Raw genomic sequence first — 24169 nt, forward strand, 5'->3', positions numbered from 1 at the left:
AACCAAAACTTACAAATCTTTTCTTGATTAAAACAACACTGAAAACAAAAATTTCATATAGTCACATGCTTCAAATTTATGTGACGTAATTCACATTAATTAAAATAGATTAAATAAATGAGTAATCAAAATGAATAAATATTTTGCTGAATTTCTAGGTACGTTTTGGCTAGTCTTTGGTGGTTGTGGTAGCGCAGTATTAGCCGCAGCTTTCCCTGAACTTGGTATTGGCTTTGCAGGTGTAGCCCTTGCCTTTGGTTTAACCGTACTGACAGGCGCCTATGCTCTAGGGCATATCTCAGGTGGACATTTTAATCCCGCGGTAAGTGTTGGCCTTTGGGTCGGCGGCCGCTTCGATGTTAAAGATTTAATTCCCTATATTGTTGCTCAAGTGGTCGGTGCGACTGCTGCTGCATTTGTTCTCTACATTATTGCTCAAGGTCAAGCAGGCTTTAGCGGTGTGGGTGGTTTTGCTTCAAATGGTTTCGGTGATTTATCACCAAACAAGTTTGGCTTGGGTTCAGCTTTCATTATTGAGGTCGTTCTTACAGCTTTCTTCTTAATCATTATTTTAGGTGCAACTGACCGCCGTGCACCTGCTGGCTTCGCTCCAATTGCGATTGGTTTAGGCTTAACACTCATTCACTTAATCAGTATTCCCGTTACAAACACTTCGGTAAACCCTGCACGTAGTACAGGTGTTGCGTTCTTTGCTGAAACTGCTGCGTTAAGTCAGTTGTGGTTGTTCTGGGTAGCGCCGATTTTAGGTGCTGTGATTGGGGCGATTATTTATAAGGTAGTTGCTGGAGAGAAGGATTAACTTTTCTTAGACTCAATCTACTATCGCGGAGGGTGACATGGATGTCACCTGTTGAGCAGGGATACACGGATGTACCCTCTGATCAACAAAGCCTTTTGTTTACTTTTGGGCTTTCAAAAGTAAAAAATGTCTACGCAAATTCTTTAAATACAACGTGGTATTAAAGACTGTATGGCAGCATGATTATGCTAAACATCACACATAGGATGCATAAATTATAAAAACGGATTATTAATTTCTTGTTCAGCTAGTCGTTCAATTTTCTCTGGTAATTCTTCTTTTTCCAAAGCTGCAACAACATCATTTAAAAAGCTCTGTAAAGCCTTCGCTTGTTCTAATCCGACTTTGTCTTTGGTGATTTGCAAGTTGCCATAAATGCTGACGCAATCGACATCATTTTCTAATGTTAAATCTTCAATTGATGAAGACTCTGTACCCTTTTCAAATGGCTTAAACATAGGTGTTGTCTCGTTGTTATATCTTCACAGTGTAATACGACCAATTTAAAAAAAATCAATCAAAATTAAAAGAGCCGATAAAATTAAGAATGCTCCCATCAGGATATTAAAATATTTCAAACGGTTGCCCTGATTGAGCACCACTGAAAATTTATCACCACAGAACCCCCAAAAGAACAAACACGCATAACAAGTGAAAAAATAAATAACGATAAAGATCGGCAAAGCCTGTGGGTATTCAATACTTGTAAACATGGTAATGCCCGACACACAAGCCAACCACGCTTTCGGATTGAGCCACTGTAACAAGAAACCATCTTTAAAATTGGGAATAATCATCTGTTCTGCTGGAGCATTTGAAATAGAAATATTGGCGGCAGAAAGAATAATTTTTATACCGATATAACAAACAAATAACGTTCCACAAATCGCAAGAATCTTTAATACAACAGGAAACTGAGTTAATAAACTCTGAAGACCAAATGCCATAAAAATTAAAAGCAAGGTAAAACCAATGGTTGCACCTGAAATATAGGGAAGCGATCTTTTTAAACCGTGATTTAAACTGGTCGATAAAATGACGGTATTCACTGGACCGGGGGTAATAGACATTGCAAATGAAAAAAGAAACATCGAAGCAAACATTGTTATTGTCCTTATTGAAATAGAATCCATAGACAGATCTGTCTATGGATTCTATTTTAAGTAATTAGAGTGTTGCAATAACAATCAAAAAAAGCTGCTTACTTCATTATTTGCAAGAAATAGTTCACCAACGCTTCAACCAGTTGTTTCACAATGGCTTGGCGTGTTTCTTCGTCAATCGTTGGAACTTTTGCTTCCATTGCTTCTGATGAGCCACTTTTTTGCTTTTTAAACTGGTCTTGTAGCGCTTTAATTTGATCGGCGTTTAAGTCCTGCTCACATTGACTCTCGCCATCCCAGTGTAAATAGTCTAGCTTCTGATTTGGTTTAACCGCTGCTGCCGTTAAAGGTAGGCGATAGACATTACGCTTTTGTTGCTCAGTTAACTGTGGAAACAGGTTAACGCCTAAGCGTTCTTCGAGGTAACAAACGCTCACCACTTTCACTTGTAGAGAGTTATTGTTGGGGGCGTAATAAGCCCCGATCGCGCCAGTTTTTGGCATATATACCGCTTTATAAACTGCGGTAGGAACAATTACACCCTGCCCGATGGTTTTAAGACGTTTACCTTCAAAAACAGGGCCAGTAACCACATATACATCTTGTTTTTGCTTAGTCGCAATAGCACGTGTGGCTTCTTCAAGCTTACGCCAAACTTCCTGATTATTTTTAGGGGCTTGCGGCACCATGTTACTTAACGAGAAGCTATCAGACTGTGAGTTTTTATTTGGCATATCGCCATTTGGTGCCATATGCCCGCGGTCATAGCCCGAACCACGATAATCACTTAACAGTGCCCGATGCTTTTGAGCAACACGAGTTTCTTCATGGAAGTTATCTTCACGCTTAATTTTGACACTCAAACGCTCTGCATTTAAATGCTCAGCCGACCATAACGGCGTTTTAGAGATACCTGAATACAAGACATTAAAGCCGTTAAAGCACAGCGGATAACTGTCTCTTTTTAAGCTTTCTTTATTTAAAGCAGGTGGCACTTCACGGTAAAACTGATTAAGACAAGTCGAGTTAGTACTTAAAGGTGAAAACCACTGCGAAATCTTTTCACTACCAAAAGCAATCGCAAAACTTCCCGCAGCAATACAAGCAAGAATAATCTTGCCAAAATGCTCACTTAGAGAGAAAGAGTTTGTACCTTTACTACGTTTTTTACTTGCCATATTTCTATCAATACCACTGTTCACATGCAGCTTAACAATCCTGATTTTTTAAGTATATCTCTTATCTTTCAAATGGTTAAAACATGGTCATCTTTTTTGTAACTCCATTTCCTATTACGTAACAATCTGTTGGAATTATGAGAGGCTTTAGCTATTGAATTACGCCAATTGCGTATCTTTCGTTGAAAAACACTGATTGCTTATGACATGGTTAGCTCCACAAATTTGGATAAAAATATAATCGGAGTCCACTTGATGATCCATTCAAAGATTATTGGTATTGGTGTAATCACAGGATTGTGTAGTATGGCAGCTTTGGCTGAACCAGCAGTCCAGCCAGGAGATACTTTAGAAAGTTTATCTAAAGTAAAAGTTACTACAACGGTAAATGGCCAACCTGGTTCTATCAGCGATTTAGTCAATAGCGGACAAGTACAACAAGTTTCTGCTGCACCTACAAATGCAGCGCCTACTGGAGCTCCTATTCCGGCAGACGTTCCACCAGCACCTCCAGCAGGCGGTGAAATGGCACCTCCAGCAGCGCCAACTGATGCAGTACCACCTGCACCGAACCAAGCGCCTCCAGCGCCACAAGATCCGAACACTCCACCACCTCCGGCAGATCCAACTCAGTCGGCAGACCCGATGGCAAAAGATGGTGGTATGCCAGCAGATGCACCTATGCAAGCTCAATAACCAGAGCATAAAAAAACCAAGACATCTGTCTTGGTTTTTTTATTACATCAAATTTTTAGATTTCGATTTGGCTACCTAACTCAACTACACGGTTAGTTGGAATTTGGTAGAAGTCACTCACTGGACTGGTGTTACGCTGCATAGAGATAAATAGTTTTTCTCTCCATGGTGACATACCGTCGCCCACCGAATGAACAATACGATCGCGCGAAATAAAGAAGCTGATGTGCATCAAGTCATATTCAAGACCTAACTGCTCATAAGCTTGCATAAGCGCTTTTGGTACATTCATTTCATCTTTAAAGCCATAGAAGATTTTAATACGGAAGAAATGTTCAGCTAAGGTTTCTGTTGAAATACGCTCTTCTGGTGCAACAAATGGCACATCTTCAATGACTACGGTCACCAAGATATTACGCTGATGCAGCACTTTATTGTGCTTGATGTTATGCAGCATGGCATGCGGCACAACGTTTGGTGTACCCGTCATAAAGACAGCATCACCCGGCACCCAGTGCACGCTATTACCAATACTTTTCACAAATAAATCTAGTGATAATGTATCGTGTTCAAGTTTAGCAAAAGTAAGCTCACGACCACGTTTCCATGTCATTAAGATGGTGACTGCAATCGCGCCAATCAATAATGGCACCCAACCGCCCGACAAGATTTTAAGTGAAGTTGCTGCGACTAAAACCGACTCTAAAACAAAGAATGGAATAATCAAGAGTAGCACTTTTGGCATGCTCCATTTCCAAGCCGAATAGATGAAAACAGCAACCAAAATCGTGTCACACAGCATGGTCAAAGTTACAGCTAGGCCATACGCACTTGCCAAGTTTGAGCTGGTTTTGAAAATCAAAATTAAGATAATAATTGCGATTAAAAGTAACCAGTTTAAGAAAGGAACATAGATCTGACCTTCTTCAGATTCAGAGGTATGTTTAATACTTAAACGTGGTAAATAACCCAATTGAATCGCTTGGCGAGCAAGTGAAAACACCCCAGAAATTACGGCTTGAGAAGCAATCACGGTTGCCATGGTCGCCATAATAATCATTGGGTAAAGTGCCCACTGTGGCACCAATAAATAGAACGGGTTTTGAATTGCCGCCGGATCTCTTAGCAGTAATGCGCCCTGTCCTGCGTAGTTTAAAACCAAGCATGGCAACACCACAAAGAACCATGCGAGACGAATTGGAACTGGTCCAAAATGTCCCATATCGGCATAAAGTGCTTCACCACCAGTGACTGTTAAAACAACAGCACCCATCACAAAAAACGTCATGATTGGATGATGATAGATAAACTGAATCGCCCAATGCGGACTAAACATGCCTAACACCACAGGAGTCTGAATGACGCTGTGAAGGCCTAATAATCCTAACGATAAGAACCACACCATCGTGATCGGACCAAAAAACTTACCGACAAAGGCTGTACCGTGTTTTTGTACCAGAAACAACGCGATGATAATGGTGATCGCAATTGGCATGATGAACGGGTCAAACACATCAGTTGCAATAGACAAGCCTTCGACTGCCGAGAGTACCGAAATCGCAGGGGTAATAATGCCATCACCAAAAAAAAGTGATGCTCCAATAAAGCCAATGGCAATCATGTAGATTTTCTTATTATCGGCAATTTTGGCTTTACGTAAGTTCAATGCGAGTAAAGCCATAATTCCGCCTTCGCCATTGTTGTCTGCACGCATAACGATGGCGACATACTTGATGCTGATAATCAGCATTAAGCACCAAAAAATAATGGATAAAATTCCTAATACGTTTTCAGGCTGAATTCCCAACCCATGCGCTGCATGGAAGGACTCTTTTAGGGCGTAGAGTGGACTTGTTCCAATATCTCCAAAGACCACCCCAAGAGCTGCCAAAGCCGTGGCAGGCAAGGTTGCTTTTTTGGCCGTATTTTGCATTGTGTAATTAAACCAATATGATTTTTATCGCAATCTTATCACCTCTATTATTTTTTTTCTGTAAAGCTCATCTTAAATCTTGGCAGAACTTGTTTTTTTAGTTACTATCGCACGCCTTGGTGAGGTGTCCGAGTGGCTTAAGGAGCACGCCTGGAAAGTGTGTATACGTTTGCGCGTATCGAGGGTTCGAATCCCTCTCTCACCGCCAGAATTGAAATTTAAAGAGGCTTAAACTTAATAGGTTTAGGCTTTTTTATTAGCCAAATATTAAAAACAGCCTCGAAAAGCCCAATAAATTTCTCCTCTTATTTAAGCCATAGATTAAATTAAATATTTCAACTCAATGAAACATCTCACTTCTTTAGCTAAACAAGCAATTAACGTCCATAACAATTTAAATTTACCCTTTTCAGTTTATTCAGCCTATAAAGAACAAAAAATTAGAAATGTTCCGATTACTAAACCATTACTCATCGCCATTTTAAGTGGCATTAAAGAGTTAGGACGAACTGAAAATATTGTATGTGAAGTTGGTTCTTTTATATTTTTATCAAATAGCGCCAGCATTGATATGCGCAACATTCCAAATCAAGAAGAATATTTCGCGCTCCTCATCGAGTTTGACTTTGATGACTTTAAAGACCTTCCAAAACCGTCAGGAAATCCTAAAAAATTTGTACAAGGCCAGCTCAACGCCTTACTAGAAAATGCACTTTCTCAATTTATAGATTTTTCTCTCATTGCGCCACCTTCTATTTTTAAATTTAGAAAAAGAGAACTTTTAGAACTTATTTATCATTCTGGTTACACCGATATCTCTAGCCTGAATATGACTACAAGCTTGAGTGAAAAAGTTCAGGCATTAATTTCTGATCATTTATCTACGGAACTCACAGCTGAATTTATCGCATCTCAACTTTTTATGAGTTCATCGACACTAAGAAGAAAGCTTAAAAGTGAGGGAAATAGCATTCAAAACATTCGTAATAGAGTACGGCTAGGTCAAGGGCTACATCTCATTCAAACCACCAATAAAAGCATTGGAAATATTGCTTTTGAATGTGGTTATCAGTCTCAATCTAGGTTTACTGAACAATTTAAAAATTTATTCGGTATTACTCCACGCGAGCTACGCAAAACAAAAATGCTTACTTAAGGCGAAATTATGGCAAATCTGCGTATAAAAAATTTTTAGAAGAAAACTTAAGATCTTTTGCACATTAAAAAGGTACTTAAGAAAGCAGATGAAAAAAGTAGCAGTGATTTTATCGGGTTGTGGTTATTTGGATGGCTCTGAAATTAGGGAATCTGTTTTAACCCTCTTAGCTTTAGATACAGCAAATATTGAATATCAAATTTTTGCACCTGATGAGCCTTTGTTTCATGTCATCGACCATGTGAATGGCGAAATAAACATGACTGAGCGGAGAAATATTTTGCAAGAAGCAGGACGAATTGCCCGAGGTGAAATTTCCTCACTCGATCAACTTAATGAAAATGAATTTGATGGCCTTATTCTTCCGGGTGGATTCGGAGTCGCAAAAAATTTATCAACTTTTGCCTTTAAAGGAGCAGAAGCAAGAGTACATTCTACAGTTGCCTCAATTTTAAAAGCGTTTCATCAAAGTAAGAAACCGATCGGGGCAATTTGCATATCCCCTGCACTATTAGCACTTACATTTGGAGACTTACACCCAAATATCACTTTAGGCTCTGACGTTAACATTGCTAAAGAAATTGAAAAAACTGGTTCAATTCACCATGTTTGTCAAACCTCAAGTTGCGTAGTCGATAAACAAAACCTATTTGTTACTACGCCTGCCTATATGGATGACCAAGCTGATTTAAAAGATATCTATGCAGGTATTACAAGTTTAGTTACTGCCATGACAACTTTGGCAAATTAAGATGTTTGATGGGGGATAGAGATTTCTATCCCTCTCTTTTATTGGGTTCTTTCCTATGCATCTAATCCACTATAAGTAACTTCGCACCATTCAAGCTAAAAGACTGATGTGGCTCGGAGTTATCTCCGACTTGATAACTCATGCCTGAAGTTAAAGTGAATGTTCGCCCATCCTTCAACCTACTTTCTAGCTCACCTTCTAGGCAAAATAATATATGCCCTTTCTCGCACCAATGGTCAGCCAAATAGTTTGGTGAGTACTCGACAAGTCTCACTCTAATTTTATTTCCTTCTTCACCAAAAAATTGAGTTTTCCAATAAGCTTTTCCAGTTTCACCGCTATATTCAGTGATTTCAATTTCTTCCCAGTTTGTAATTTGAAATGGAAAAGGCGCGATATTCATAATTTTTCCAAAGACGTATTATTGTATTTTCAACTTATAGACAAATTTAATTTTTGCAAATGATTTATTAACAAATCATAAAGATACCAGCAGGCCCAAACTCACTCGCTTAGGCCTTCCTATCTTTAAACCTACTCAGACAATGCTAACAACTTCTGAACGTACTCAATCGCATTATTGTCTATGTCTTGAGGGGTCGGAACATCGTCATCTTCTGAAGGGTTTGTGTCTAAACCATAAAATGCATGAAGCGGTTGATAGACTGCTCCGACATAAAGAGCTGTTAATTCAAATGGAATAAAAATCTTCTCTAAAGAAATTTGATATTCGCCACTTTCTGAATAAACCTTTTCTTGAGCACCAGCAGATAGAGCCAACATAAACTTTTTATTTTTAAGCTTGTCGCCTGTTGAACCATAGGCCCAACCATAGGTCAAAACTTCATCAAGCCATTGTTTCAAAAGCGGTGGACAGTTAAACCAATACACTGGAAATTGAAACACTAAATTTTCGTGTTCTTCTACAAGCGCTTGCTCTTTAGCAACATCAATCACCCCATCTGGATAGGCTTGATAAATTTGATGAACCGTAAATTGGTCTGGGTATTTTTCTAACTCCTCTATCCATCTTTTATTTACAACGGACTGCTCTATGTGAGGATGTGTAACGATGACTAACGTCTTTTTCATTATAAAAACACTCTTATCGAAAAGTTGATAAATCGATTATAGAAGTGTGCTTTCCTAAATATAAGTACGGTAATTTTTGTTATATACTATCTTAAAAGATAGTGTAGATTTTAAAAATGACTGACTGCCTTCCATCAAATACGCCATTAGAAGAAACAGGATTTGGCTACACCCTTTCTTTAATTAATGGCAAATATAAGATGATTATTATGTATTGGCTGTATGGAAAAACCGTCATGCGTTTTAACGAGATGCAACGCTGTATTGGCAATATTTCATTTAGAACGCTGAGCAATACACTTAAAGAGTTAGAAAGAGACGAATTGATTATTCGTAAGGAATATCCTCAAATTCCACCAAAGGTTGAGTACCGTCTTTCTGAAAGAGGACAGTCTTTAATTCCTTTGTTAGATATGATGTGCCAATGGGGCGAGCAAAATAAGCCGTCTTAACTTTATAGACTTGAAGTGATACTCAATATGAGAAATGAATTAAGAGAAATTTTTATTAAGGGATGCGACGATAAAATTGAAAAGAAGGGAGACAATGTTGGTCTGTCTTTTTATGCTTTTTTTAAAAATAAAAATGATAACCCTGAGTTACTGATGGAAGCAGCGCATTGGTGGATTATGGAGCATAAGCTAGATCACTTTGAGAAAGCTGTGAAGATTAAACAATTGGTTTTGAGTGAGTAATAAAAGTTAGAGTGAAACAATGGTCTAAATAAATCTGCCTTTATCCCCTTTATTAAATATAGTGGATAAAGGAGATAGACTAAGGCTTACAATATAATTTAGATTACCTTAATAATTATTTTAATTAAATTTTTTATTCATTTTATTACTTTTTAAATAATACTAAATATTCATCTCTTTTTAGAGAAATCAACTGTACAAAGAAATTGTTTCTCGTCAAAATAATAAAAAACTTATCCATTGAATTATGAAAAGGTATGACAATAAATAATATCTTTTATCAAAATTGTTATCTTTTCATAATATTTTTAATTTATTAGAGGTATAAATTTTGGAAATTTATAGACATTCAAGTTATGAATTTCAAGTTGTGAAAAGAATTGGAGGTGGGGGATTTGGCGAGGTTTTTGAAGTTTCTTTGCCAACCTGTGACTTTAAATATGCATTGAAGAAGTTTTCCCCTAAAAGAGAAATTGCTGAGGCATCTTTTTTATCTGATGGAGAGTTACTAGCAAGATTTAGTCAAGAAATGAGGTACCAAACTAATTGCAAGCATAAAAATATAGTATCTATTTGTATTGTGCATCAAGGTGATACTCCTTTTTTTGTAATGGATCTTGCTGATTCTGATTTAAGCACTTTAATTAAAGAAAATAAGTTATCTAAAGAGGAAAAAATTAAAATAATTTATGATGTGATGGATGGTTTAGAATATCTTCACAATAAGGGGCTCTACCATAGAGATATTAAACCTGAAAATATTTTAAAATTTAATGGCGTTTACAAGATTTCTGATTTTGGCTTAATTAAGAATTCAAATCCTCACAAACATCCTAACGACGTAATGAGTGCAATTGGGATATGCTTAGGAACAAAGCGATATATGGCTCCAGAAGTTGCTGAGGCTGCTCACTACTCTGTCTCATCTGATATATTTGCATTAGGAGTAATTATATCTGAGTTACAAATAAATGAATTAGACAATATTGCAAATAAATGCACTGCTCAAAGGGTAACCTCAAGATATCAATCTATAGCTGATATCAGAAAAGATATTTCAAGAGTAATAAAATGAAAATTAATTTAAGTTGCGTTTCAGCTTTCTCAGAGCCTAGAGATAAATTCTTAGCTGAGATGAATAAACAGAATGAAGATTCATTTCTGGTTCCTATCCAGAAAGGAAATGGTTTTCTATTTGGGGTTGCTGATGGGTTAGGATCATATTATGGTGCTAAAGAAGCATCAAATTTTGTTTGTAATTATCTCCAAGATTCTCGAGAAATTACTCATAAGTATTTAGAACACAATTTAAAAAAAGAACTTAAAGATAGTTTTAACAATTTTATTAATAGTCAGAATAGTGACTATATAAAAGCATCAACAACTTTATCAATTTGTTATATAGATGAATTTGGCTTAAGTATATGGCATGTTGGTGACTGTAGGATCTATGTAAAACTGGACAATAAATTATTGCAACTTACAAAGGATCATACACAGTATCAAAAGTTATTAGATAAAAAGATCTATAGTAAAAAAGAACTAAATGAGCTTAAAGTAAGTCAAAGTACTTTAACAAATGCAATTTCTCCATTTATTGATCTAGAGAATGATTATACTTTTATTCCTTATGACGTATTAAGAGTTGAGTATGGACAAAATATTTCAATTTTAATTATGTCTGATGGTGCGTATCATTTTTGGGATCAAAGAAAAAATTTTAGTAAAATCACTATGAGTGATCTTATTAAATTTGGTAATGCATTAAAAAGAAGAATTGAAAATAAAGGGCCGATTGATGACTATACTCTGATAGGTGCTTCTTTCAATCTAACTTAAAAAGCTAACAAATATTTAAATTCAGAGTTAAAGGCCTAAATTTAGGCCTTCCCCCCATCAAACCCGACTTAAAAAATAGTCGAGTAATGCATCCCTTTCATGGGTGTTATTGGTCCCCACAAGCTGAACCATCGCGCCATCAATCACAAATAAAAACATGTGCGCATCTTCAACTGTAGCAGCCACTTTTACAGTTAAAAGGAGTTTATGAATTTCTTTAATGAACCAGTTTCGATAGTCAATGACGAGTTTATATGCTGCTGGATAAAGCTTTTCAATTTCAAAAATGGCTTTAAATGGCAAACGATAAAAGCCCTCTAAGTTTGCATGTAAGAGGTAAATTTTCTTGAGTTTATCGAATGCCATGAGTTCGCGGTACGAATGAATAATTGAAAATACCTCATGTTTTAATGCATCTATTTGAAAAGTTAAGCTCATCTGAATGAGCCTTTCTTTGGAGTGAAAATAGTTATAAAAAGTGGCTTTGGGAATTTTAGCTTCCTCAATAATTCGATCTATCCCGATGTGAAACCCATATTGTTTAAATAAAACTTTTGCTGTGTGGAGCACGCTTAATGCTCTAAATGATGCTTCTAATTTTGGCATTTTTATACCGATTAAAATAATTTTTTGTTGTATGTAAAAGAGATAGAAATGCCGTCGCTCTTAAATTGAACGCTAAAAATAGGCATGCAAAAGCCGCACAAAAATGGTGTGCTCGCCTATCTCGGGTTTTATTGTTGCTTTGATTTTTCAGTCGTAATGACCTATGGCTTAAGACCTAGAGTCGGTTAAACCTTTTTAAAGACCAGTTGGGTATAGAGTCAAAGATTTTGGCGAAGGTTGCCAATGAGAGAGATGAAATAGTACGCATGAGCGAACTCCTTGGGTAATTAAGAAGCTTCGCCACATCACTGCTAAATGATTATGGTGGCGAAACGAAAAGGGGTTAGCAGACTGATTTACCCAAAAATCAGCACATCCGAAGATGTCCCCCTCCCGTTCCGCCGCAGAGGGGGGCACGTAGGGATGCCCACAAAAAAGAGAGACTTTTTCGTGTGCGTTGGGTAAATACGGCCTGCTAAAACCGACTGGTAATTTGACCAGCAGGCAAAGGATAATCTGCTCGTTTTTGAGTGTCAATGTAAGGTTGAATAGAAATTGGTTAAATAATTTTTGTTTTCATTCAATTAGATATTTAAGCTAAAAAGACTTTCAACTTAAATTTAAAGATATCATGATAATAATAAAAATGTAGGATAGTGAATTATGATTGAGTTCATCAATTGAATAGGTAATTAAAAATGATAATAAAGGGACCTCCCACCAGTTCAGAAGAATACCAACTTATCTTTCAGTGGCTTGATGATCGGTTTTATTATTCTATTGGGGCAATGGCCTTTCTTGCTCAAACACAAGCGACCAATGCCGAGTGGCAACTCTTACGTTTGTATGATTCACAAAACGCCAAGCAACTGCTAGGAGTCGCGGTCATCGTTGCTGGCGGCACCTGTTTCTGGGTTCCATCTGGGGCATTACTCTGTACATCCATTTTAGAGCTTCAACCGCGTCGGATCGTAACCACCGCAATCGGGCGAGACTTATTACATGCCGAGATAAAACAAAAAGCACGTATTTTACGAGAGTATGATCAATGGATCATGGTTTGCTCGCGCCAATTTTCTGAAGCTCAAGGTCGCTTGGCTGAACTCTCGGACATTGCCCGCCTTAACGAATATCAGCATCAATACAATAAAGAGCGCTCAGTAAATGAAACACCTGATTGGGAATCTTTAATTCAACAAGAAAAAATTATTGTGCTTGAAGCAGATCAACAAATCATTTCGATAGTGCGTTTAGGCATAGAAACCGATCGACTCGTTTCTATTGGCGGCACATACACCTTCCCTGCTTATCGCCGAAAAGGTTTTGCCGAACGCATCTTAAAATTTGCAGTTAATCGGATTGTTGCAACTGGACGGATTGCCCACTTAATTGTCGACGTTGATAACACCCCAGCGGTTACGCTTTATCGCCAAATGGGCTTCGAATGTGTAGAGTCTTCTTACATTGCTTACCCAGAGTATTTATAAAAATTTATTCATTTTCAAAACTGTTTAAATGAACCGATTGATCGCGCTATAAATAAAAGCTACAGTAAATAAAGTTTGAATTTTATAACTTTAAATAAATTGATAACGCATGCAGGCAAAAACATGGAAACCATACATGATTTTTATCGCCGCTTTTCTTTAACCAGAGATAGCGATTACTCGGTTCCATCAACTTCGTTTGGACATTTCAACGTGTTCCAACGCGATGCCTGCTCGTTTCTAACACCTTATAGCCGCCGCGATTATTATAAAATTTCACTGGTTTTAGGCACAGGCGAACTTCACTACGCCAACCGCTGGATTCGAGTAGACCGCCCTGCTTTACTGTTTTCAAACCCAATGGTTCCCTACGCATGGGAAATTAATTCACCCGAACAGGCAGGCTGGTTTTGCCTATTTACCGAAGAGTTTGTAAACCAAGAATCTAGACAAAGCTTTTTAAAAGACTCACCGCTATTTAAAGTCGACGGCGACCCGCTATATTTTTTAAACGACCAACAAGTTGAGGAAATTTCATTTATTTTCAAAAAGATGATGAGTGAAATAAATTCAGACTATATTCATAAATACAACGTTTTAAGAAACTATTTGCACCTGATTGTGCATGAAGCAATGAAAATGCAACCGACCCAACAGTTTGAAAAACATAGTAATGCTGCGGTTCGGATTTGCCATTTATTCTTTGAATTATTAGAGCGTCAATTCCCCATCGACTCGCCACATTTTCAACTTAAACTCAAAACTGCAAATGATTATGCCTATGGTTTGTCGGTGCATGTGAACCATTTAAACCGAGCTGTGAAAGAAGCCACAGGCAAAACCACCTCCGAGCATATTAGTTCGCGCATTACGCAAGAAGCCAAAGCGCTGCTACAACACACCAGTTGGAATATTTCTGAAATTGCTTATAGCTTAGGCTTTGAATATTCAGCGTATTTCACCAACTTCTTTAAGAAAAATACAGGGTTTTCACCTAAAAAATTCCGTGAAGACTGTGTGGCCTAAAAACAGATTGTTTGAATTTTATAATTATTGGTTTGAATGTTATACGTGAGTTTGAGCCAAAGCATTTTATAGTTTTTCTACTCAAGTGATTTTGCAAAAAGAGTGTGAAAAATGAAATATAGAACTTTAGGACAAACAGGCGAAAAAGTATCAGCACTTGGTTTAGGTTGCATGGGAATGAGCTTTGCCTATGGTGCCTCAGACGACACACAAAGCATTGCCACTCTAGAAAAGGCATTAGACCTCGGCATTAACTTTTGGGACACCGCCGACATGTACGGCAACGGCGCAAACGAAGTTTTGCTCTCAAAAGTTTTAGAAAAACATCGCGACAAAGTGTTCTTGGCGACCAAATTCGGCTTCCGTTATAAAGAAGACAACCTTAACCCACAAAACTCGTTAGAGTCTTATATCGATGGTTCTCCAGAATGGATTAAAGTTGCGGTCGAAAACAGTTTAAAACGCTTAAATACAGACGTGATTGATTTGTATTATGCGCACCGCATTGACCCAAACATTCCAGTTGAAGACACCATTGGCGCAATGGCTGACTTGGTCAAACAGGGTAAAGTTCGTTATTTAGGACTCAGTGAAGCTTCGGCTGAAACTATTCGTAAAGCGCATGCAATTCACCCGATTGCAGCGGTTCAACATGAATATTCATTGCTTACTCGTGAACTGGAAGATACGCACTTTCAAACCATTCGTGAGTTAGGCATTAGCCTTGTGCCATATTCACCGTTATCGCGTGGTTTAATCACCAATACGCTTGATGTGAGCAGCCTAGACGAAAGTGATTTCCGTCGTCAGTTGCCACGTTATCAAGGCGATAACTGGAAAAATAACCAAAGCTTGGCGCAAGCATTTAGTGACTTTGCTCAAAGCAAAAATGCAACGGCAGCTCAACTGGCTTTGGCTTGGATTTTGGCGCAAGGTGATGACATTATTCCAATTCCGGGTACGCGTAAAATCGAACGTCTTGTGGAAAATGCTGGCGCTGTAGACCTTCATTTAACGGCGGCAGATTTAGCAGAAATTGAAGCGATTATTGCAAGATACCCAAACATGGGTGCGCGCTACAATGCTCAGCAACTTGCTGCGGTTAATCACTAAAATATAAGTCATAAAAAAAGTCCGACTCAGTGTCGGACTTTTTTAATTTAGTCTTTGCTATAACTACCCTGCTGACGCCCATCGTTCCAAGTCACGTCCAGCGATTTGTCCGAAATCATCAGACTTTCTGGAAATATACTTAAATTCTTTTTAAATTTAGAGTCTGGTTTTAAACCAATACAGTCACCATTTTTCCACCAAGTCCCTTCGGCATATTGGTCTAAAGCGCCATAAGCCAACATCCATTTAAACTTACCGTCTGGCTGAAGTAAAAGTTCCGAACCAACTTCCATCACGCCATTTAAATAATAGTGCCCACTCCACGCCTGATCGGCTTTTTGGAATTTTACGTCTTTGCAGGTGCTGGTTGGCTCTGCATAAATTTGAGATGAAATAGCAATCGTAGAAATAAGTAGCAACCGTGCAAATATATTCATCATTCAATTCCCTGTTTTTTAGTTTTATTTTCCAGACTCAACTTTTAAATAAGTCCCATCTGCATAGACGTTATGTCCAAAGCCACAACCCGAGTTGCCTTCATTTTGTTTGGCTTGAATATAATTTCCTAATTTCGCGTTGGTTTTAAAATCGAGCTGAATTCGGCAGTCTTCATTTTTATAGACTATTTGCTTTTTATTGCTGGGCATTTTGGTATCGAACTCGCCCATGTTTGGGCCGTAAATTAAGCTTCTAAGGCCCATATATAAACCCGCATAGCTGATTGCATATTGGCCCTTTTCACGTTTTACCGTGATGTGATCCCATTCACCAAAACCTGAGTAACGCACATACTCGCCTGACAAATCATTTGATGCTTTAGGTGTAGGCAATTGCTTAAGATTAAACTGACTAGACTTTGATTTTTCATCAAGCATAAACCATGACCTTGCCCAAAGTGGCTGACCCAATTTGGCATAGGCTAAGCCCACATTATTGTTGGCAACTTCCACATCACGGTCGGTAAATTTAACTGTAGTTTCATCCGCATTGGCCTTACAAAATGCAGTCCAAGAGGCTTGGTTCTGGAAATTTTCGAGCGCCTTTTTATATTGTTTTTGGTCGTAGTTTTTCTTACCCAAGCTCGCGTATTGCTTCACTTTATTACAGCTTTGCTGTAGCTCTTGTTCAAAAGAAAACTCTGCATGCGTGACCGCCAAAGCCGAAAGTGTGAGAACCGCGCAACCTGAAATAATAGATTTAATCATTTTTAAAATTCTTTAATAATTAACTAATTATATAATATGAGTTAGTTCTATAAATCACAATTCTCTGAAACAAAAGTCTATTACAATGCTTTGAGTCTTTAATAAAAATTCATTAAATTAATTTAGAATAAATCGATATAAATATTAAGCGTTAACTCATTATTTAAGTTGAATATTCACCCAAAAAATAATGTAGACTGCATGCGGTGAAAAATTGCGAAGAACTATAACAGTGAATAATTTAATTATTGGAACTTTATTTGCACTTTGTGCAGCGGCTTTAAATGCATCTATTGGCGTCATTAGTAAATTACTCATGCACAGTGGTTTAAACCCACAAGACATTGCCTTTTTAAAAACCATTATCGCGTTCTTCTTTTTAAGCGTGTTTTTATTTAAAGTGCCTGTAAGACAAAAGATTGCCTACATTAGCAGCACTCCAAGTAAACTCAGCGTTTTTACTCAAATTGCGATATGTGCTTTTTTAGGGATTTTCTCTTTATTCTTTTTCGAAACTATTGCCTACAACCATGGGGCTGCGGCCAATGTGGTGGTGGTACTCATGGCTTCAGCTGCTATTTCAGCTTTATTTTTTGGCCGATTAGTTTTAAAAGAAAGCATCTATATCCATTCTATTTTGGGAACATTATTAGCCATTTTGGGAATTTCAGTCATTTCATGGAAAGGACAAAATAGTTTATTAATGCTCGTCAATGCCTCTATTGCAGGTATTGGATACGGTTTATTTTCAGTATTAATTAAAAAATTTAGATTAAACGGCGGGTTATTTCTAACTAAATATTTATTGCTTTTTGGTAGTGTCTATCTTGCCGTTCCCTTTTTAATCAACTTTCATAGCCTTACGTTTAATACCAATATTCTTCTAGGTTTAATTGGTCTAGCAGTTCTGCCTACCATTTTGGGATTTTATTGCACCACCAAAGCGTTAACATATTTACCAGCAGCAAAAGTACAAGTGACTGAACTTTCCGAACCCATTTTTGCAGCACTGATGGCTTGGGTTTTTATTCATGAACAGCCGACCTTATCGTTTTTATATGGCGCAATTTTTATTATTTCAGGCATCTTTTTAATGAACAAAGCGCCGAGGCCATGACTCAAAAAATTTATATCTTATTGAAAATATAGAATTTATTTAATTAACATCCAATAGTATAGCGAACTTTATTTAAGGCTCACTTTTTTAAGAAATATAATTAATAAAACTGTAGAGAGCTTTATTTAATTTAAATCCGATTTGTCTTTAAGCGGGACAAAGCATTTTAGATATAGAAAGCAATGATGCTTCAATCTGCTGTAAATTCAAACCCGCTCTAGCACGAATTCCAATACTATGCACCGCAGAAGTCATTAAGAAAGCTAATGCATCAATATCAATATCACGAGGCAATTCATGATTCTGCCTAGCCACCTCTAAGCAGCGATAAAGTTGTTCATCCATTTCCATTAAGACTTCTTTTAATACAGCCTGAATTTCATTATCAGCTAACGCATCAGCCATAGCAGTGGATATGACAGCACATCCGCTTAAATTAATATCCTCGTGATATCCATCCACTTCAATAGCTGTTTTCAGATATCTTAAAATTACATCTGCAAAGGATCTATCTGTATCTTTATGTTCCAATGCTTTACCAAATTCTGTTTGGGCATATTTCTGGAAATAACGCATAGCTTTTATATAAATTGTCCGCTTATCACCTAAACCTGCATAAAGACTGGGACGGTTTAAACCTGTAGCCAAAGCCAAAGTGTCGAGAGAAGTTCCCGAAAATCCACTTTTCCAAAATGCATGTAATGCGCGCTCTAAAACTTGTTCAGGATCGTAAGAACGTGGTCTTCCCCGAGATTTACTTTCCATTCGACATCTCCTTAAAAAATTATTGACTATTTTATACAAAACAGTACAAAATTCAAATATTTTGCGAAACAGTACAAAAATACTTCTTTGAAAACTTTAGTTATTTAAAATCTCCTTTTAAGGATCCATGCAATGCCTCCAATAGAGTTTAAAAATCAATTGAAATCATTAGAACAAAATATCTATATGATTTTTATAATTTTAATTTTTATAAGTTTTCTCCCTCTAACCGGTTGTAGTAATAAAACCGAGGAAACAGAAAAGGTTATTGCTGTTCAACTCACCACAGCGCATCCTGCTAGTGAACTCGCTAATTTATCTTTTTCCGGAAATATTGTGCCTAGAGTTGAAAGCCAACTCTCTTTTCGAGTAGCAGGTCGAATTATCAAACGTTTAGTAGATACAGGAGCACTCATTACAAAAAATCAAGTCTTAGCCCAGTTAGACGATACCCCTTTTAGACTTAGCATTCAGGAAGCATCTGCTGAGCTGCATCAAGCACAAAGTACTCTCGCAAGAGTACAAAGAGATCTTCAACGTAATCGTAGTCTGGTTGAAATAGGTGCTATTTCACGAGCTGATCTCGACAATCTTGAAAACCTCTATCAGAACACTCGAGCACAGGTAAATGCAGCGCAGAGCCGGCTTGACAGGGCAAAAAATGATTTAAGTTATACGATATTACGCTCCCCAGCAGCAGGAACAATTGCAGAAGTTCAGGCAGAAAGTGGACAAGTTGTCTCGGCTGGTACTCCTATATTTAAACTGGCGCAAAACGGTGAAAATGAAGTACAGATCGATGTTCCAGAAAATCAGATTAATCAACTTAAAATAGGCCAACAGGCTAGCATCAAATTACTTAGCTTATCCGAGCATACTTTTACAGGTCCTGTACGTGAAATCGCAACCGTTGCAGACTCTAACAGCCGAACTTATCGTGTGCGAATTTCCATAACCAATTTGCCCGATGCGGCTAAATTAGGCATGACGGCAACAGTCCATTTTTTAAACAGCAATGTAAATCAGGAAATTATTTTACCTATTAGTGCCCTGTTTCAAAAAGGACAGCAAGCCGCGGTTTGGGTACTTCCCCCAGGTGCCAAAAATCTACAACTTCGACCGGTCGTACTGAGCAAAATTAATACTGAAAACATTACTGTAGCCAAAGGAATTCAGGCTGGTGAACGAATTGTTACGGCCGGAGTACACCGTTTGGATAGCAAGATATCTGTAAAAGCATGGGATGGTAGGTTGCCATGAAAGGATTTAACTTATCCAGTTGGGGACTCCAGCATCGAACATTAATTATCTTTGCAATGTTACTTTCTCTGCTTTTAGGTACTGTAGCTTATTTTAAATTAGGGCGTGCCGAAGATCCTAATTTAACAATAAAAGTCATGACAATAGATGTAAATTGGCCCGGAGCTACAACACGAGATTTAGAACAGCAGGTTGTCGAAAAAATTCAGCGCACGCTTCAGGAAGTACCTAATTACGATTATGTACAAAGTTATGTACGTCCAGGTCAGGCAACTATCTTTCTAGTTTTGAAAGACTGGACTCGTAAAAGCCAAATTGAAGAAAGCTGGTATCAAGCGCGTAAGCGAGTAAACGATATACGGCAAAATTTACCTAGCGATATTCAGGGTCCTTTTTTTAATGATGACTTTGGGGATACGTTTGGATCTATTTATGCTTTTCATGCTGATGGATATGATGATGTACAGATGAAGCAGGTACTTCTTTCTACAAGAGATCATCTTCTTGAAGTTCCTGATGTATCAAAAGTCATTTTGCTTGGGGTACAAGAACCACGCTTTTATATTGAATTCAATTATGCAAAGTTAGCTCAACTGAATATTTCCCCCTTAGACTTGGTCAATGAATTGCAAAAACAAAATGCGGTTGAGCCAGCAGGAACTTTTGAAGGTCCTCATGCCCGTATATATGCTCGTGTTGATGGAGATGTAAAAACCGTACAAGACTTAAAAAATATCGTAGTTCAAGTCGGAACACACAATATTCATTTAGGGGATGTTGCTCATATTAATAAAGGATTTATCGATCCCCCACAAATGTCCATGAGACGAAATGGAAAACGTGTTACTGGCCTTGCTGTTTCAATGACAGAAAAAGGCGATATTCTTACTTTAGGCAAACATCTGGACCAAAGCATTAAAGAGGTTCAAGAGTCCTTACCTGCAGGTATGACTATTGAAAAAATAGTAGATCAACCCAGTCTTGTTGAGCATTCGGTTAATGAATTTCTTGGACATTTTATTCTGGCATTAGGCATTGTTTTAGCAGTCAGTTTATTTGCTTTAGGTGTACGGACGGGAATTGTTGTCGCTTTATCTGTGCCACTAGTTTTGGGTATAACCTTTTTCTTTATGTGGCGTTTAGATATTAATTTACAAAGGATTTCACTAGGCGCGCTTATTATTGCCTTGGGCTTGTTAGTCGATGACGCGATTATTGCTGTTGAAATGATGCAAGTCAAAATGGAAGAAGGTCTGGACCGTTTTAAAGCTGCCAGTTTCGCCTGGAGTAGTACAGCTTTTCCAATGCTAACAGGTACTTTAATTACAGCAGCTGGCTTTGTCCCGGTTGGCTTTGCGTTATCTTCAACAAGTGAATTTACCGGATCAATTTTTTGGGTCGTTGGGATTTCCTTAATTGTTTCATGGTTGGTAGCAGTTTTATTTACACCCTTTTTAGGCACAATTTTACTTCCCAAGGTAAAACCCCATGAGTCCCACTCCACACAAAATTCCTATAGAGATAAATATTCACAATGGTTTAGTCGTAAAATTGCATGGTGCGTCAAAAAAAGAAAATGGGTTTTACTGGCCACTGTTCTCAGCTTTGTTTTATCTTTAGTTGCTTTTCAATTCGTTCCTAAACAATTTTTTCCAGATTCACCGCGTGAAGAAATTTTAATTGATGTACAGCTCGAAGAAGGAGCTAGCTACACGGCAACTTTAAATGCAACGAAACAGGTTGAAAAATTACTTTCCAGCGATCAACGAGTCCGGGATTACACAGCTTATGTGGGAAGTGGCTCTCCCCGTTTTTATTTATCTCTTGATCCGGAAACACCTAAAAATAATTATGCCCAGCTAATTGCTTATCCAAAAGACATTAAACAAGTGAGTCAGTTAACTTCTGATTTGCATAATCATCTTATTCAACAATTTCCGCATATTCGCACACGAGTTTACCGCTTAGAGTTAGGCCCTACTGTTGGTTACCCAGTACAATTTAGGGTTCGCGGTAAAGACCCGGAAAAAGTTCGCGAAATTGCTGCCGAGGTTCGTGACATTATGCGTCAGCATCCAAATGTACGCGATGTCAATTTTCAATGGAATGAACGCAGTAAAGCGATCAGATTTATTATTGATCAGGAACGTGCCCGTAGTTTGGGTATCAGTTCGCAAGATATTTCCCGTACCTTACAAATGTTATTAAGTGGCTATACGGTCACCCAAGTTCGGGAAGGTACAGAGTTAATTGATGTTGTAGCAAGAGCAAAAGCAGATAATCGGCTTGATACAGCTCAAATGAGCCAAATTACGATTCGTGCATCAAATGGAAAAAATATTCCTCTTGATCAAGTTGCCGAACTTAGACCCGTATTAGAAGAAGGTGGAATCTGGATACGTAATCGCTTACCAACTCTCAGTGTTCGTGCCGATGTAAATGATGCTCAAGCGCCAGATGTTTCAAAGCAAATTGAATCGAAGTTAAATGACCTGAGTCAAAAGTTACCTATTGGCTACAGTATTGAAACTGGTGGAACAATTGAAGAAAGTGCTAAAGCAGATGCAGCTATTCAATCTGTTATGCCTGTTATGTTCTTACTGTGGGTAATATTCCTGATGTTACAACTACAAAGCTTTAGTCGCATGTTTATGGTGGTATTAACGGCACCACTTGGCATGATCGGAGTAAGCTTGGCCTTATTAATTACCCGTGCTCCTTTCGGTTTTGTTGCCACATTAGGGGTAATTGCCCTAGCGGGTATGATTATGCGTAATTCGGTTATTTTGGTTGATCAGATAGATAGAAATATTTCTACTGGTCAAACGCCAGAACAGGCGATTATTCAAGCCACTGTAGGACGTACTCGTCCTGTTCTATTAACAGCTTTAGCTGCAATTTTAGCAATGATTCCCCTGACACTTTCCACATTATGGGGTCCAATGGCAATTGCAATTATGGGTGGTTTAGCAGTCGCAACGATACTTACTCTATTCTTTGTTCCAGCACTCTATGCTGCTTGGTTTAGAGTGAAAAGCTAAATTTATTTAGATCGATAGTATTAAAAATTTATAGCTTAAAAGCACAAATAGATTTTTCTATTTGTGCTTTTTTATTCTTTAAAAAATGATTTTTTCATCTATTACGAGTGGTTCTGACAACAATTTTTTTATTTAAAATTACTCTTTATTCAAATTTTTATGAGAATAAAAGGATTCAGTTAAACTAGATAAGCAGCTAAGAAAATTTTTAGATTTTTTAACTCTACGTCACTTCAAAAATGAGACAAATGCATTTAGGAAAAGAGTCCCAATATAGTAGGCACTCGTGTAATTCTGGCTAAGATTCCACCTACGGATTTCATTTGAGCTAAAATATTTGAGCAATCTAGGCAATGATTCTGCTGATAAGCAGAATCATTGCCCCCTCAATGAAAAAAGTGTCGTAATGACTTCAGCTGAAGCACTTGATCCGTTAACATTTTCCATCGATTTATTTTCTATCGATTAGTTACAAGATATGGACACGTTTTAAATGTCGATTCACATTACCCTCAACTTTTGCACGGCCATGTAATACTGAATTGTTATCAATCAACATGTAATCGCCACTGACCCACTGATGTTGGTACATATATTTAGGGTCATATAAAATCTCTGTAATTGACTGAACAATGTCTTGTGATTCTACTGGTTGATGATTTAGATCTTTAATGGAGAGTTGTACAGGATTCACTTCCTGATTATCTTCATTTTCGATTTCAATAAACCGGATAACTGAATGGCCTTTATGAGGATGGCTTTCGATGAGGTTTACATCAATTGAGCCACCATAATGTGCTTTCTTTTCAGTCGAATAAGATAGCTTAATATTCTTCCAGTCTTCTAATTGGCTAGAAGGAATATCCTTCAAAATACGTGTGGTATCAACAAAAAGTGTTTCCCCACCTCGCCCATCTTCTGAGGATACCGTACACTGAAAAGCATTAATTCTTGGAGTTTGTTTCGCAAAAGCTCCATCCCAATGCAATTCAACCCGACCTTTTGAGAAAATATGGTTTTTAGGATCTTGTTCCATTTTTACATTGAGTAAAGCACCGAACTCCCAATACATCAGATTGCCCAATGACTCGCAAAAGTTAATATATTGTGAATCTGGTAATGCTTTAAATCCACGAAATACTAAAACTTTATATTGAGACAACAAGTTATTTAAAACGTCGGCACCGATCTCATTAATATTGTCATGATCACCCGATACCGTTATTAATGCTCCAAATGGAGATAAATCTTTTATACTAAACATTATTCAAATCTCTAAATATAAA

Annotated in this window: 25 protein-coding genes, 1 tRNA gene and 1 pseudogene; 16 read left to right on the forward strand and 11 right to left on the reverse strand. The window is 37.6% G+C overall.

Annotated features, from left to right (window positions below; translation table 11 throughout):
* Nucleotides 1-130 precede the first annotated feature (130 nt).
* Both aqpZ and OD757_RS11685 read left to right on the forward strand, forming a co-directional pair.
* A complete protein-coding gene (gene aqpZ / locus OD757_RS11680) occupies nt 131-820 on the forward strand; it encodes an aquaporin Z (RefSeq protein ID WP_005300839.1) in 690 nt (229 codons plus the stop codon).
* Nucleotides 821-861: 41 nt separating this feature from the next.
* Nucleotides 862-1025 (forward strand): annotated as a pseudogene (locus OD757_RS11685) (hypothetical protein).
* 10 nt (nt 1026-1035) lie between these two features.
* Here the strand turns inward: OD757_RS11685 and OD757_RS11690 are convergent.
* From OD757_RS11690 to OD757_RS11700, 3 genes are all read right to left on the reverse strand, one after another.
* Nucleotides 1036-1278, reverse strand: coding sequence for a hypothetical protein (locus OD757_RS11690; protein WP_263031970.1), 243 nt, complete (start codon nt 1276-1278; stop codon nt 1036-1038).
* A 45-nt stretch (nt 1279-1323) separates the two neighbouring features.
* Nucleotides 1324-1923: a LysE family translocator gene (locus OD757_RS11695; protein ID WP_263031971.1), complete on the reverse strand. Its 600-nt coding sequence runs from the start codon at nt 1921-1923 to the stop codon at nt 1324-1326.
* 98 nt (nt 1924-2021) lie between these two features.
* On the reverse strand, nt 2022-3101 hold the full coding sequence (locus tag OD757_RS11700; protein WP_263031972.1) for a DNA/RNA non-specific endonuclease: 1080 nt from the start codon (nt 3099-3101) through the stop codon (nt 2022-2024).
* Nucleotides 3102-3356: 255 nt separating this feature from the next.
* Here OD757_RS11700 and OD757_RS11705 point away from each other — a divergent pair, with 255 nt between their 5' ends.
* The gene (locus OD757_RS11705; RefSeq protein ID WP_263031973.1) at nt 3357-3797 is read left to right on the forward strand and encodes a hypothetical protein; all 441 of its coding nucleotides are present in this window, start codon (nt 3357-3359) and stop codon (nt 3795-3797) included.
* Nucleotides 3798-3852: 55 nt separating this feature from the next.
* Here the strand turns inward: OD757_RS11705 and OD757_RS11710 are convergent, their stop codons facing one another.
* Complete coding sequence (locus OD757_RS11710; RefSeq protein WP_009391934.1) at nt 3853-5730, reverse strand: potassium transporter Kup; 1878 nt, start codon at nt 5728-5730, stop codon at nt 3853-3855.
* Between the two features lie 118 nt (nt 5731-5848).
* On the opposite strand from OD757_RS11710, the gene OD757_RS11715 reads away from it, so the two are divergent.
* From OD757_RS11715 to elbB, 3 genes are all read left to right on the forward strand, one after another.
* Nucleotides 5849-5938: transfer RNA gene (locus OD757_RS11715), tRNA-Ser, on the forward strand.
* A 135-nt stretch (nt 5939-6073) separates the two neighbouring features.
* Complete coding sequence (locus tag OD757_RS11720; RefSeq protein ID WP_263031974.1) at nt 6074-6886, forward strand: helix-turn-helix transcriptional regulator; 813 nt, start codon at nt 6074-6076, stop codon at nt 6884-6886.
* Between the two features lie 88 nt (nt 6887-6974).
* Complete coding sequence (elbB, locus tag OD757_RS11725) at nt 6975-7637, forward strand: isoprenoid biosynthesis glyoxalase ElbB (RefSeq protein ID WP_263031975.1); 663 nt, start codon at nt 6975-6977, stop codon at nt 7635-7637.
* Between the two features lie 61 nt (nt 7638-7698).
* Here the strand turns inward: elbB and OD757_RS11730 are convergent, their stop codons facing one another.
* The gene (locus tag OD757_RS11730; protein WP_263031976.1) at nt 7699-8040 is read right to left on the reverse strand and encodes a DHCW motif cupin fold protein; all 342 of its coding nucleotides are present in this window, start codon (nt 8038-8040) and stop codon (nt 7699-7701) included.
* A gap of 131 nt (nt 8041-8171) precedes the next feature.
* Nucleotides 8172-8729 carry an NAD(P)H-dependent oxidoreductase gene (locus tag OD757_RS11735; RefSeq protein ID WP_263031977.1) on the reverse strand — a complete coding sequence of 186 codons (558 nt, stop codon included), beginning with the start codon at nt 8727-8729 and terminating at the stop codon, nt 8172-8174.
* Between the two features lie 116 nt (nt 8730-8845).
* On the opposite strand from OD757_RS11735, the gene OD757_RS11740 reads away from it, so the two are divergent.
* From OD757_RS11740 to OD757_RS11755, 4 genes are all read left to right on the forward strand, one after another.
* Nucleotides 8846-9181 (forward strand): winged helix-turn-helix transcriptional regulator, encoded by a 336-nt coding sequence (locus OD757_RS11740; RefSeq protein ID WP_263031978.1) that lies wholly within the window; start codon nt 8846-8848, stop codon nt 9179-9181.
* A 27-nt stretch (nt 9182-9208) separates the two neighbouring features.
* Nucleotides 9209-9424, forward strand: coding sequence for a DUF6500 family protein (locus OD757_RS11745; protein ID WP_263031979.1), 216 nt, complete (start codon nt 9209-9211; stop codon nt 9422-9424).
* A gap of 331 nt (nt 9425-9755) precedes the next feature.
* Complete coding sequence (locus OD757_RS11750; RefSeq protein ID WP_171071735.1) at nt 9756-10499, forward strand: serine/threonine-protein kinase; 744 nt, start codon at nt 9756-9758, stop codon at nt 10497-10499.
* The gene (locus OD757_RS11755) at nt 10496-11263 is read left to right on the forward strand and encodes a PP2C family protein-serine/threonine phosphatase (RefSeq protein WP_263031980.1); all 768 of its coding nucleotides are present in this window, start codon (nt 10496-10498) and stop codon (nt 11261-11263) included. Before OD757_RS11750 ends, OD757_RS11755 begins: the two co-directional genes overlap by 4 nt.
* A 57-nt stretch (nt 11264-11320) precedes the next feature.
* Here OD757_RS11755 and OD757_RS11760 read toward each other — a convergent pair whose 3' ends face one another.
* Nucleotides 11321-11869 carry a TetR/AcrR family transcriptional regulator gene (locus OD757_RS11760; protein WP_263031981.1) on the reverse strand — a complete coding sequence of 183 codons (549 nt, stop codon included), beginning with the start codon at nt 11867-11869 and terminating at the stop codon, nt 11321-11323.
* A gap of 698 nt (nt 11870-12567) precedes the next feature.
* Here OD757_RS11760 and OD757_RS11765 point away from each other — a divergent pair.
* The 3 genes from OD757_RS11765 (at nt 12568) to OD757_RS11775 (ending at nt 15495) form a co-directional block, all read left to right on the forward strand.
* Nucleotides 12568-13356 (forward strand): GNAT family N-acetyltransferase, encoded by a 789-nt coding sequence (locus tag OD757_RS11765; protein ID WP_263031982.1) that lies wholly within the window; start codon nt 12568-12570, stop codon nt 13354-13356.
* Between the two features lie 123 nt (nt 13357-13479).
* Entirely contained in the window at nt 13480-14382 is a 903-nt protein-coding gene (locus OD757_RS11770; protein ID WP_009391601.1) for a helix-turn-helix domain-containing protein, read from the forward strand.
* Between the two features lie 111 nt (nt 14383-14493).
* Complete coding sequence (locus OD757_RS11775; RefSeq protein ID WP_263031983.1) at nt 14494-15495, forward strand: aldo/keto reductase; 1002 nt, start codon at nt 14494-14496, stop codon at nt 15493-15495.
* A gap of 47 nt (nt 15496-15542) precedes the next feature.
* On the opposite strand, the gene OD757_RS11780 is transcribed toward OD757_RS11775, so the two are convergent.
* Both OD757_RS11780 and OD757_RS11785 read right to left on the reverse strand, forming a co-directional pair.
* On the reverse strand, nt 15543-15935 hold the full coding sequence (locus OD757_RS11780) for a hypothetical protein (protein ID WP_263031984.1): 393 nt from the start codon (nt 15933-15935) through the stop codon (nt 15543-15545).
* Nucleotides 15936-15956: 21 nt separating this feature from the next.
* Nucleotides 15957-16700, reverse strand: coding sequence for a hypothetical protein (locus OD757_RS11785; protein ID WP_263031985.1), 744 nt, complete (start codon nt 16698-16700; stop codon nt 15957-15959).
* 232 nt (nt 16701-16932) lie between these two features.
* Here OD757_RS11785 and OD757_RS11790 point away from each other — a divergent pair, with 232 nt between their 5' ends.
* Nucleotides 16933-17817 (forward strand): DMT family transporter, encoded by an 885-nt coding sequence (locus tag OD757_RS11790; protein ID WP_263031986.1) that lies wholly within the window; start codon nt 16933-16935, stop codon nt 17815-17817.
* Nucleotides 17818-17964: 147 nt separating this feature from the next.
* On the opposite strand, the gene OD757_RS11795 is transcribed toward OD757_RS11790, so the two are convergent.
* The gene (locus OD757_RS11795; RefSeq protein ID WP_263031987.1) at nt 17965-18582 is read right to left on the reverse strand and encodes a TetR/AcrR family transcriptional regulator; all 618 of its coding nucleotides are present in this window, start codon (nt 18580-18582) and stop codon (nt 17965-17967) included.
* Nucleotides 18583-18714: 132 nt separating this feature from the next.
* On the opposite strand from OD757_RS11795, the gene OD757_RS11800 reads away from it, so the two are divergent.
* Both OD757_RS11800 and OD757_RS11805 read left to right on the forward strand, forming a co-directional pair.
* Entirely contained in the window at nt 18715-19842 is a 1128-nt protein-coding gene (locus tag OD757_RS11800) for an efflux RND transporter periplasmic adaptor subunit (RefSeq protein ID WP_263031988.1), read from the forward strand.
* Nucleotides 19839-22883, forward strand: coding sequence for an efflux RND transporter permease subunit (locus tag OD757_RS11805; RefSeq protein ID WP_263031989.1), 3045 nt, complete (start codon nt 19839-19841; stop codon nt 22881-22883). Before OD757_RS11800 ends, OD757_RS11805 begins: the two co-directional genes overlap by 4 nt.
* 469 nt (nt 22884-23352) lie before the next feature.
* Here the strand turns inward: OD757_RS11805 and OD757_RS11810 are convergent, their stop codons facing one another.
* The gene (locus OD757_RS11810; RefSeq protein ID WP_263031990.1) at nt 23353-24147 is read right to left on the reverse strand and encodes a TauD/TfdA family dioxygenase; all 795 of its coding nucleotides are present in this window, start codon (nt 24145-24147) and stop codon (nt 23353-23355) included.
* Nucleotides 24148-24169: the final 22 nt, after the last annotated feature.

Origin of the sequence: Acinetobacter sp. AYS6, assembly GCF_025630795.1 — a bacterium.
Lineage (GTDB): Bacteria > Pseudomonadota > Gammaproteobacteria > Pseudomonadales > Moraxellaceae > Acinetobacter.

What these genes read in the sequence shown, in the direction of transcription:
- aqpZ (WP_005300839.1), top strand. Translation starts at nt 131, where the DNA reads ATGAATAAATATTTTGCTGAATTTCTAGGTACGTTTTGGCTAGTCTTT.
- OD757_RS11730 (WP_263031976.1), bottom strand. Translation starts at nt 8,040, where the DNA reads ATGAATATCGCGCCTTTTCCATTTCAAATTACAAACTGGGAAGAAATT.
- OD757_RS11735 (WP_263031977.1), bottom strand. Translation starts at nt 8,729, where the DNA reads ATGAAAAAGACGTTAGTCATCGTTACACATCCTCACATAGAGCAGTCC.
- OD757_RS11705 (WP_263031973.1), top strand. Translation starts at nt 3,357, where the DNA reads ATGATCCATTCAAAGATTATTGGTATTGGTGTAATCACAGGATTGTGT.
- elbB (WP_263031975.1), top strand. Translation starts at nt 6,975, where the DNA reads ATGAAAAAAGTAGCAGTGATTTTATCGGGTTGTGGTTATTTGGATGGC.
- OD757_RS11770 (WP_009391601.1), top strand. Translation starts at nt 13,480, where the DNA reads ATGGAAACCATACATGATTTTTATCGCCGCTTTTCTTTAACCAGAGAT.
- OD757_RS11780 (WP_263031984.1), bottom strand. Translation starts at nt 15,935, where the DNA reads ATGATGAATATATTTGCACGGTTGCTACTTATTTCTACGATTGCTATT.
- OD757_RS11810 (WP_263031990.1), bottom strand. Translation starts at nt 24,147, where the DNA reads ATGTTTAGTATAAAAGATTTATCTCCATTTGGAGCATTAATAACGGTA.
- OD757_RS11785 (WP_263031985.1), bottom strand. Translation starts at nt 16,700, where the DNA reads ATGATTAAATCTATTATTTCAGGTTGCGCGGTTCTCACACTTTCGGCT.
- OD757_RS11805 (WP_263031989.1), top strand. Translation starts at nt 19,839, where the DNA reads ATGAAAGGATTTAACTTATCCAGTTGGGGACTCCAGCATCGAACATTA.
- OD757_RS11690 (WP_263031970.1), bottom strand. Translation starts at nt 1,278, where the DNA reads ATGTTTAAGCCATTTGAAAAGGGTACAGAGTCTTCATCAATTGAAGAT.
- OD757_RS11760 (WP_263031981.1), bottom strand. Translation starts at nt 11,869, where the DNA reads ATGCCAAAATTAGAAGCATCATTTAGAGCATTAAGCGTGCTCCACACA.
- OD757_RS11740 (WP_263031978.1), top strand. Translation starts at nt 8,846, where the DNA reads ATGACTGACTGCCTTCCATCAAATACGCCATTAGAAGAAACAGGATTT.
- OD757_RS11695 (WP_263031971.1), bottom strand. Translation starts at nt 1,923, where the DNA reads ATGTTTGCTTCGATGTTTCTTTTTTCATTTGCAATGTCTATTACCCCC.
- OD757_RS11700 (WP_263031972.1), bottom strand. Translation starts at nt 3,101, where the DNA reads ATGGCAAGTAAAAAACGTAGTAAAGGTACAAACTCTTTCTCTCTAAGT.
- OD757_RS11745 (WP_263031979.1), top strand. Translation starts at nt 9,209, where the DNA reads ATGAGAAATGAATTAAGAGAAATTTTTATTAAGGGATGCGACGATAAA.
- OD757_RS11795 (WP_263031987.1), bottom strand. Translation starts at nt 18,582, where the DNA reads ATGGAAAGTAAATCTCGGGGAAGACCACGTTCTTACGATCCTGAACAA.
- OD757_RS11755 (WP_263031980.1), top strand. Translation starts at nt 10,496, where the DNA reads ATGAAAATTAATTTAAGTTGCGTTTCAGCTTTCTCAGAGCCTAGAGAT.
- OD757_RS11765 (WP_263031982.1), top strand. Translation starts at nt 12,568, where the DNA reads ATGATAATAAAGGGACCTCCCACCAGTTCAGAAGAATACCAACTTATC.
- OD757_RS11710 (WP_009391934.1), bottom strand. Translation starts at nt 5,730, where the DNA reads ATGCAAAATACGGCCAAAAAAGCAACCTTGCCTGCCACGGCTTTGGCA.
- OD757_RS11775 (WP_263031983.1), top strand. Translation starts at nt 14,494, where the DNA reads ATGAAATATAGAACTTTAGGACAAACAGGCGAAAAAGTATCAGCACTT.
- OD757_RS11720 (WP_263031974.1), top strand. Translation starts at nt 6,074, where the DNA reads ATGAAACATCTCACTTCTTTAGCTAAACAAGCAATTAACGTCCATAAC.
- OD757_RS11800 (WP_263031988.1), top strand. Translation starts at nt 18,715, where the DNA reads ATGCCTCCAATAGAGTTTAAAAATCAATTGAAATCATTAGAACAAAAT.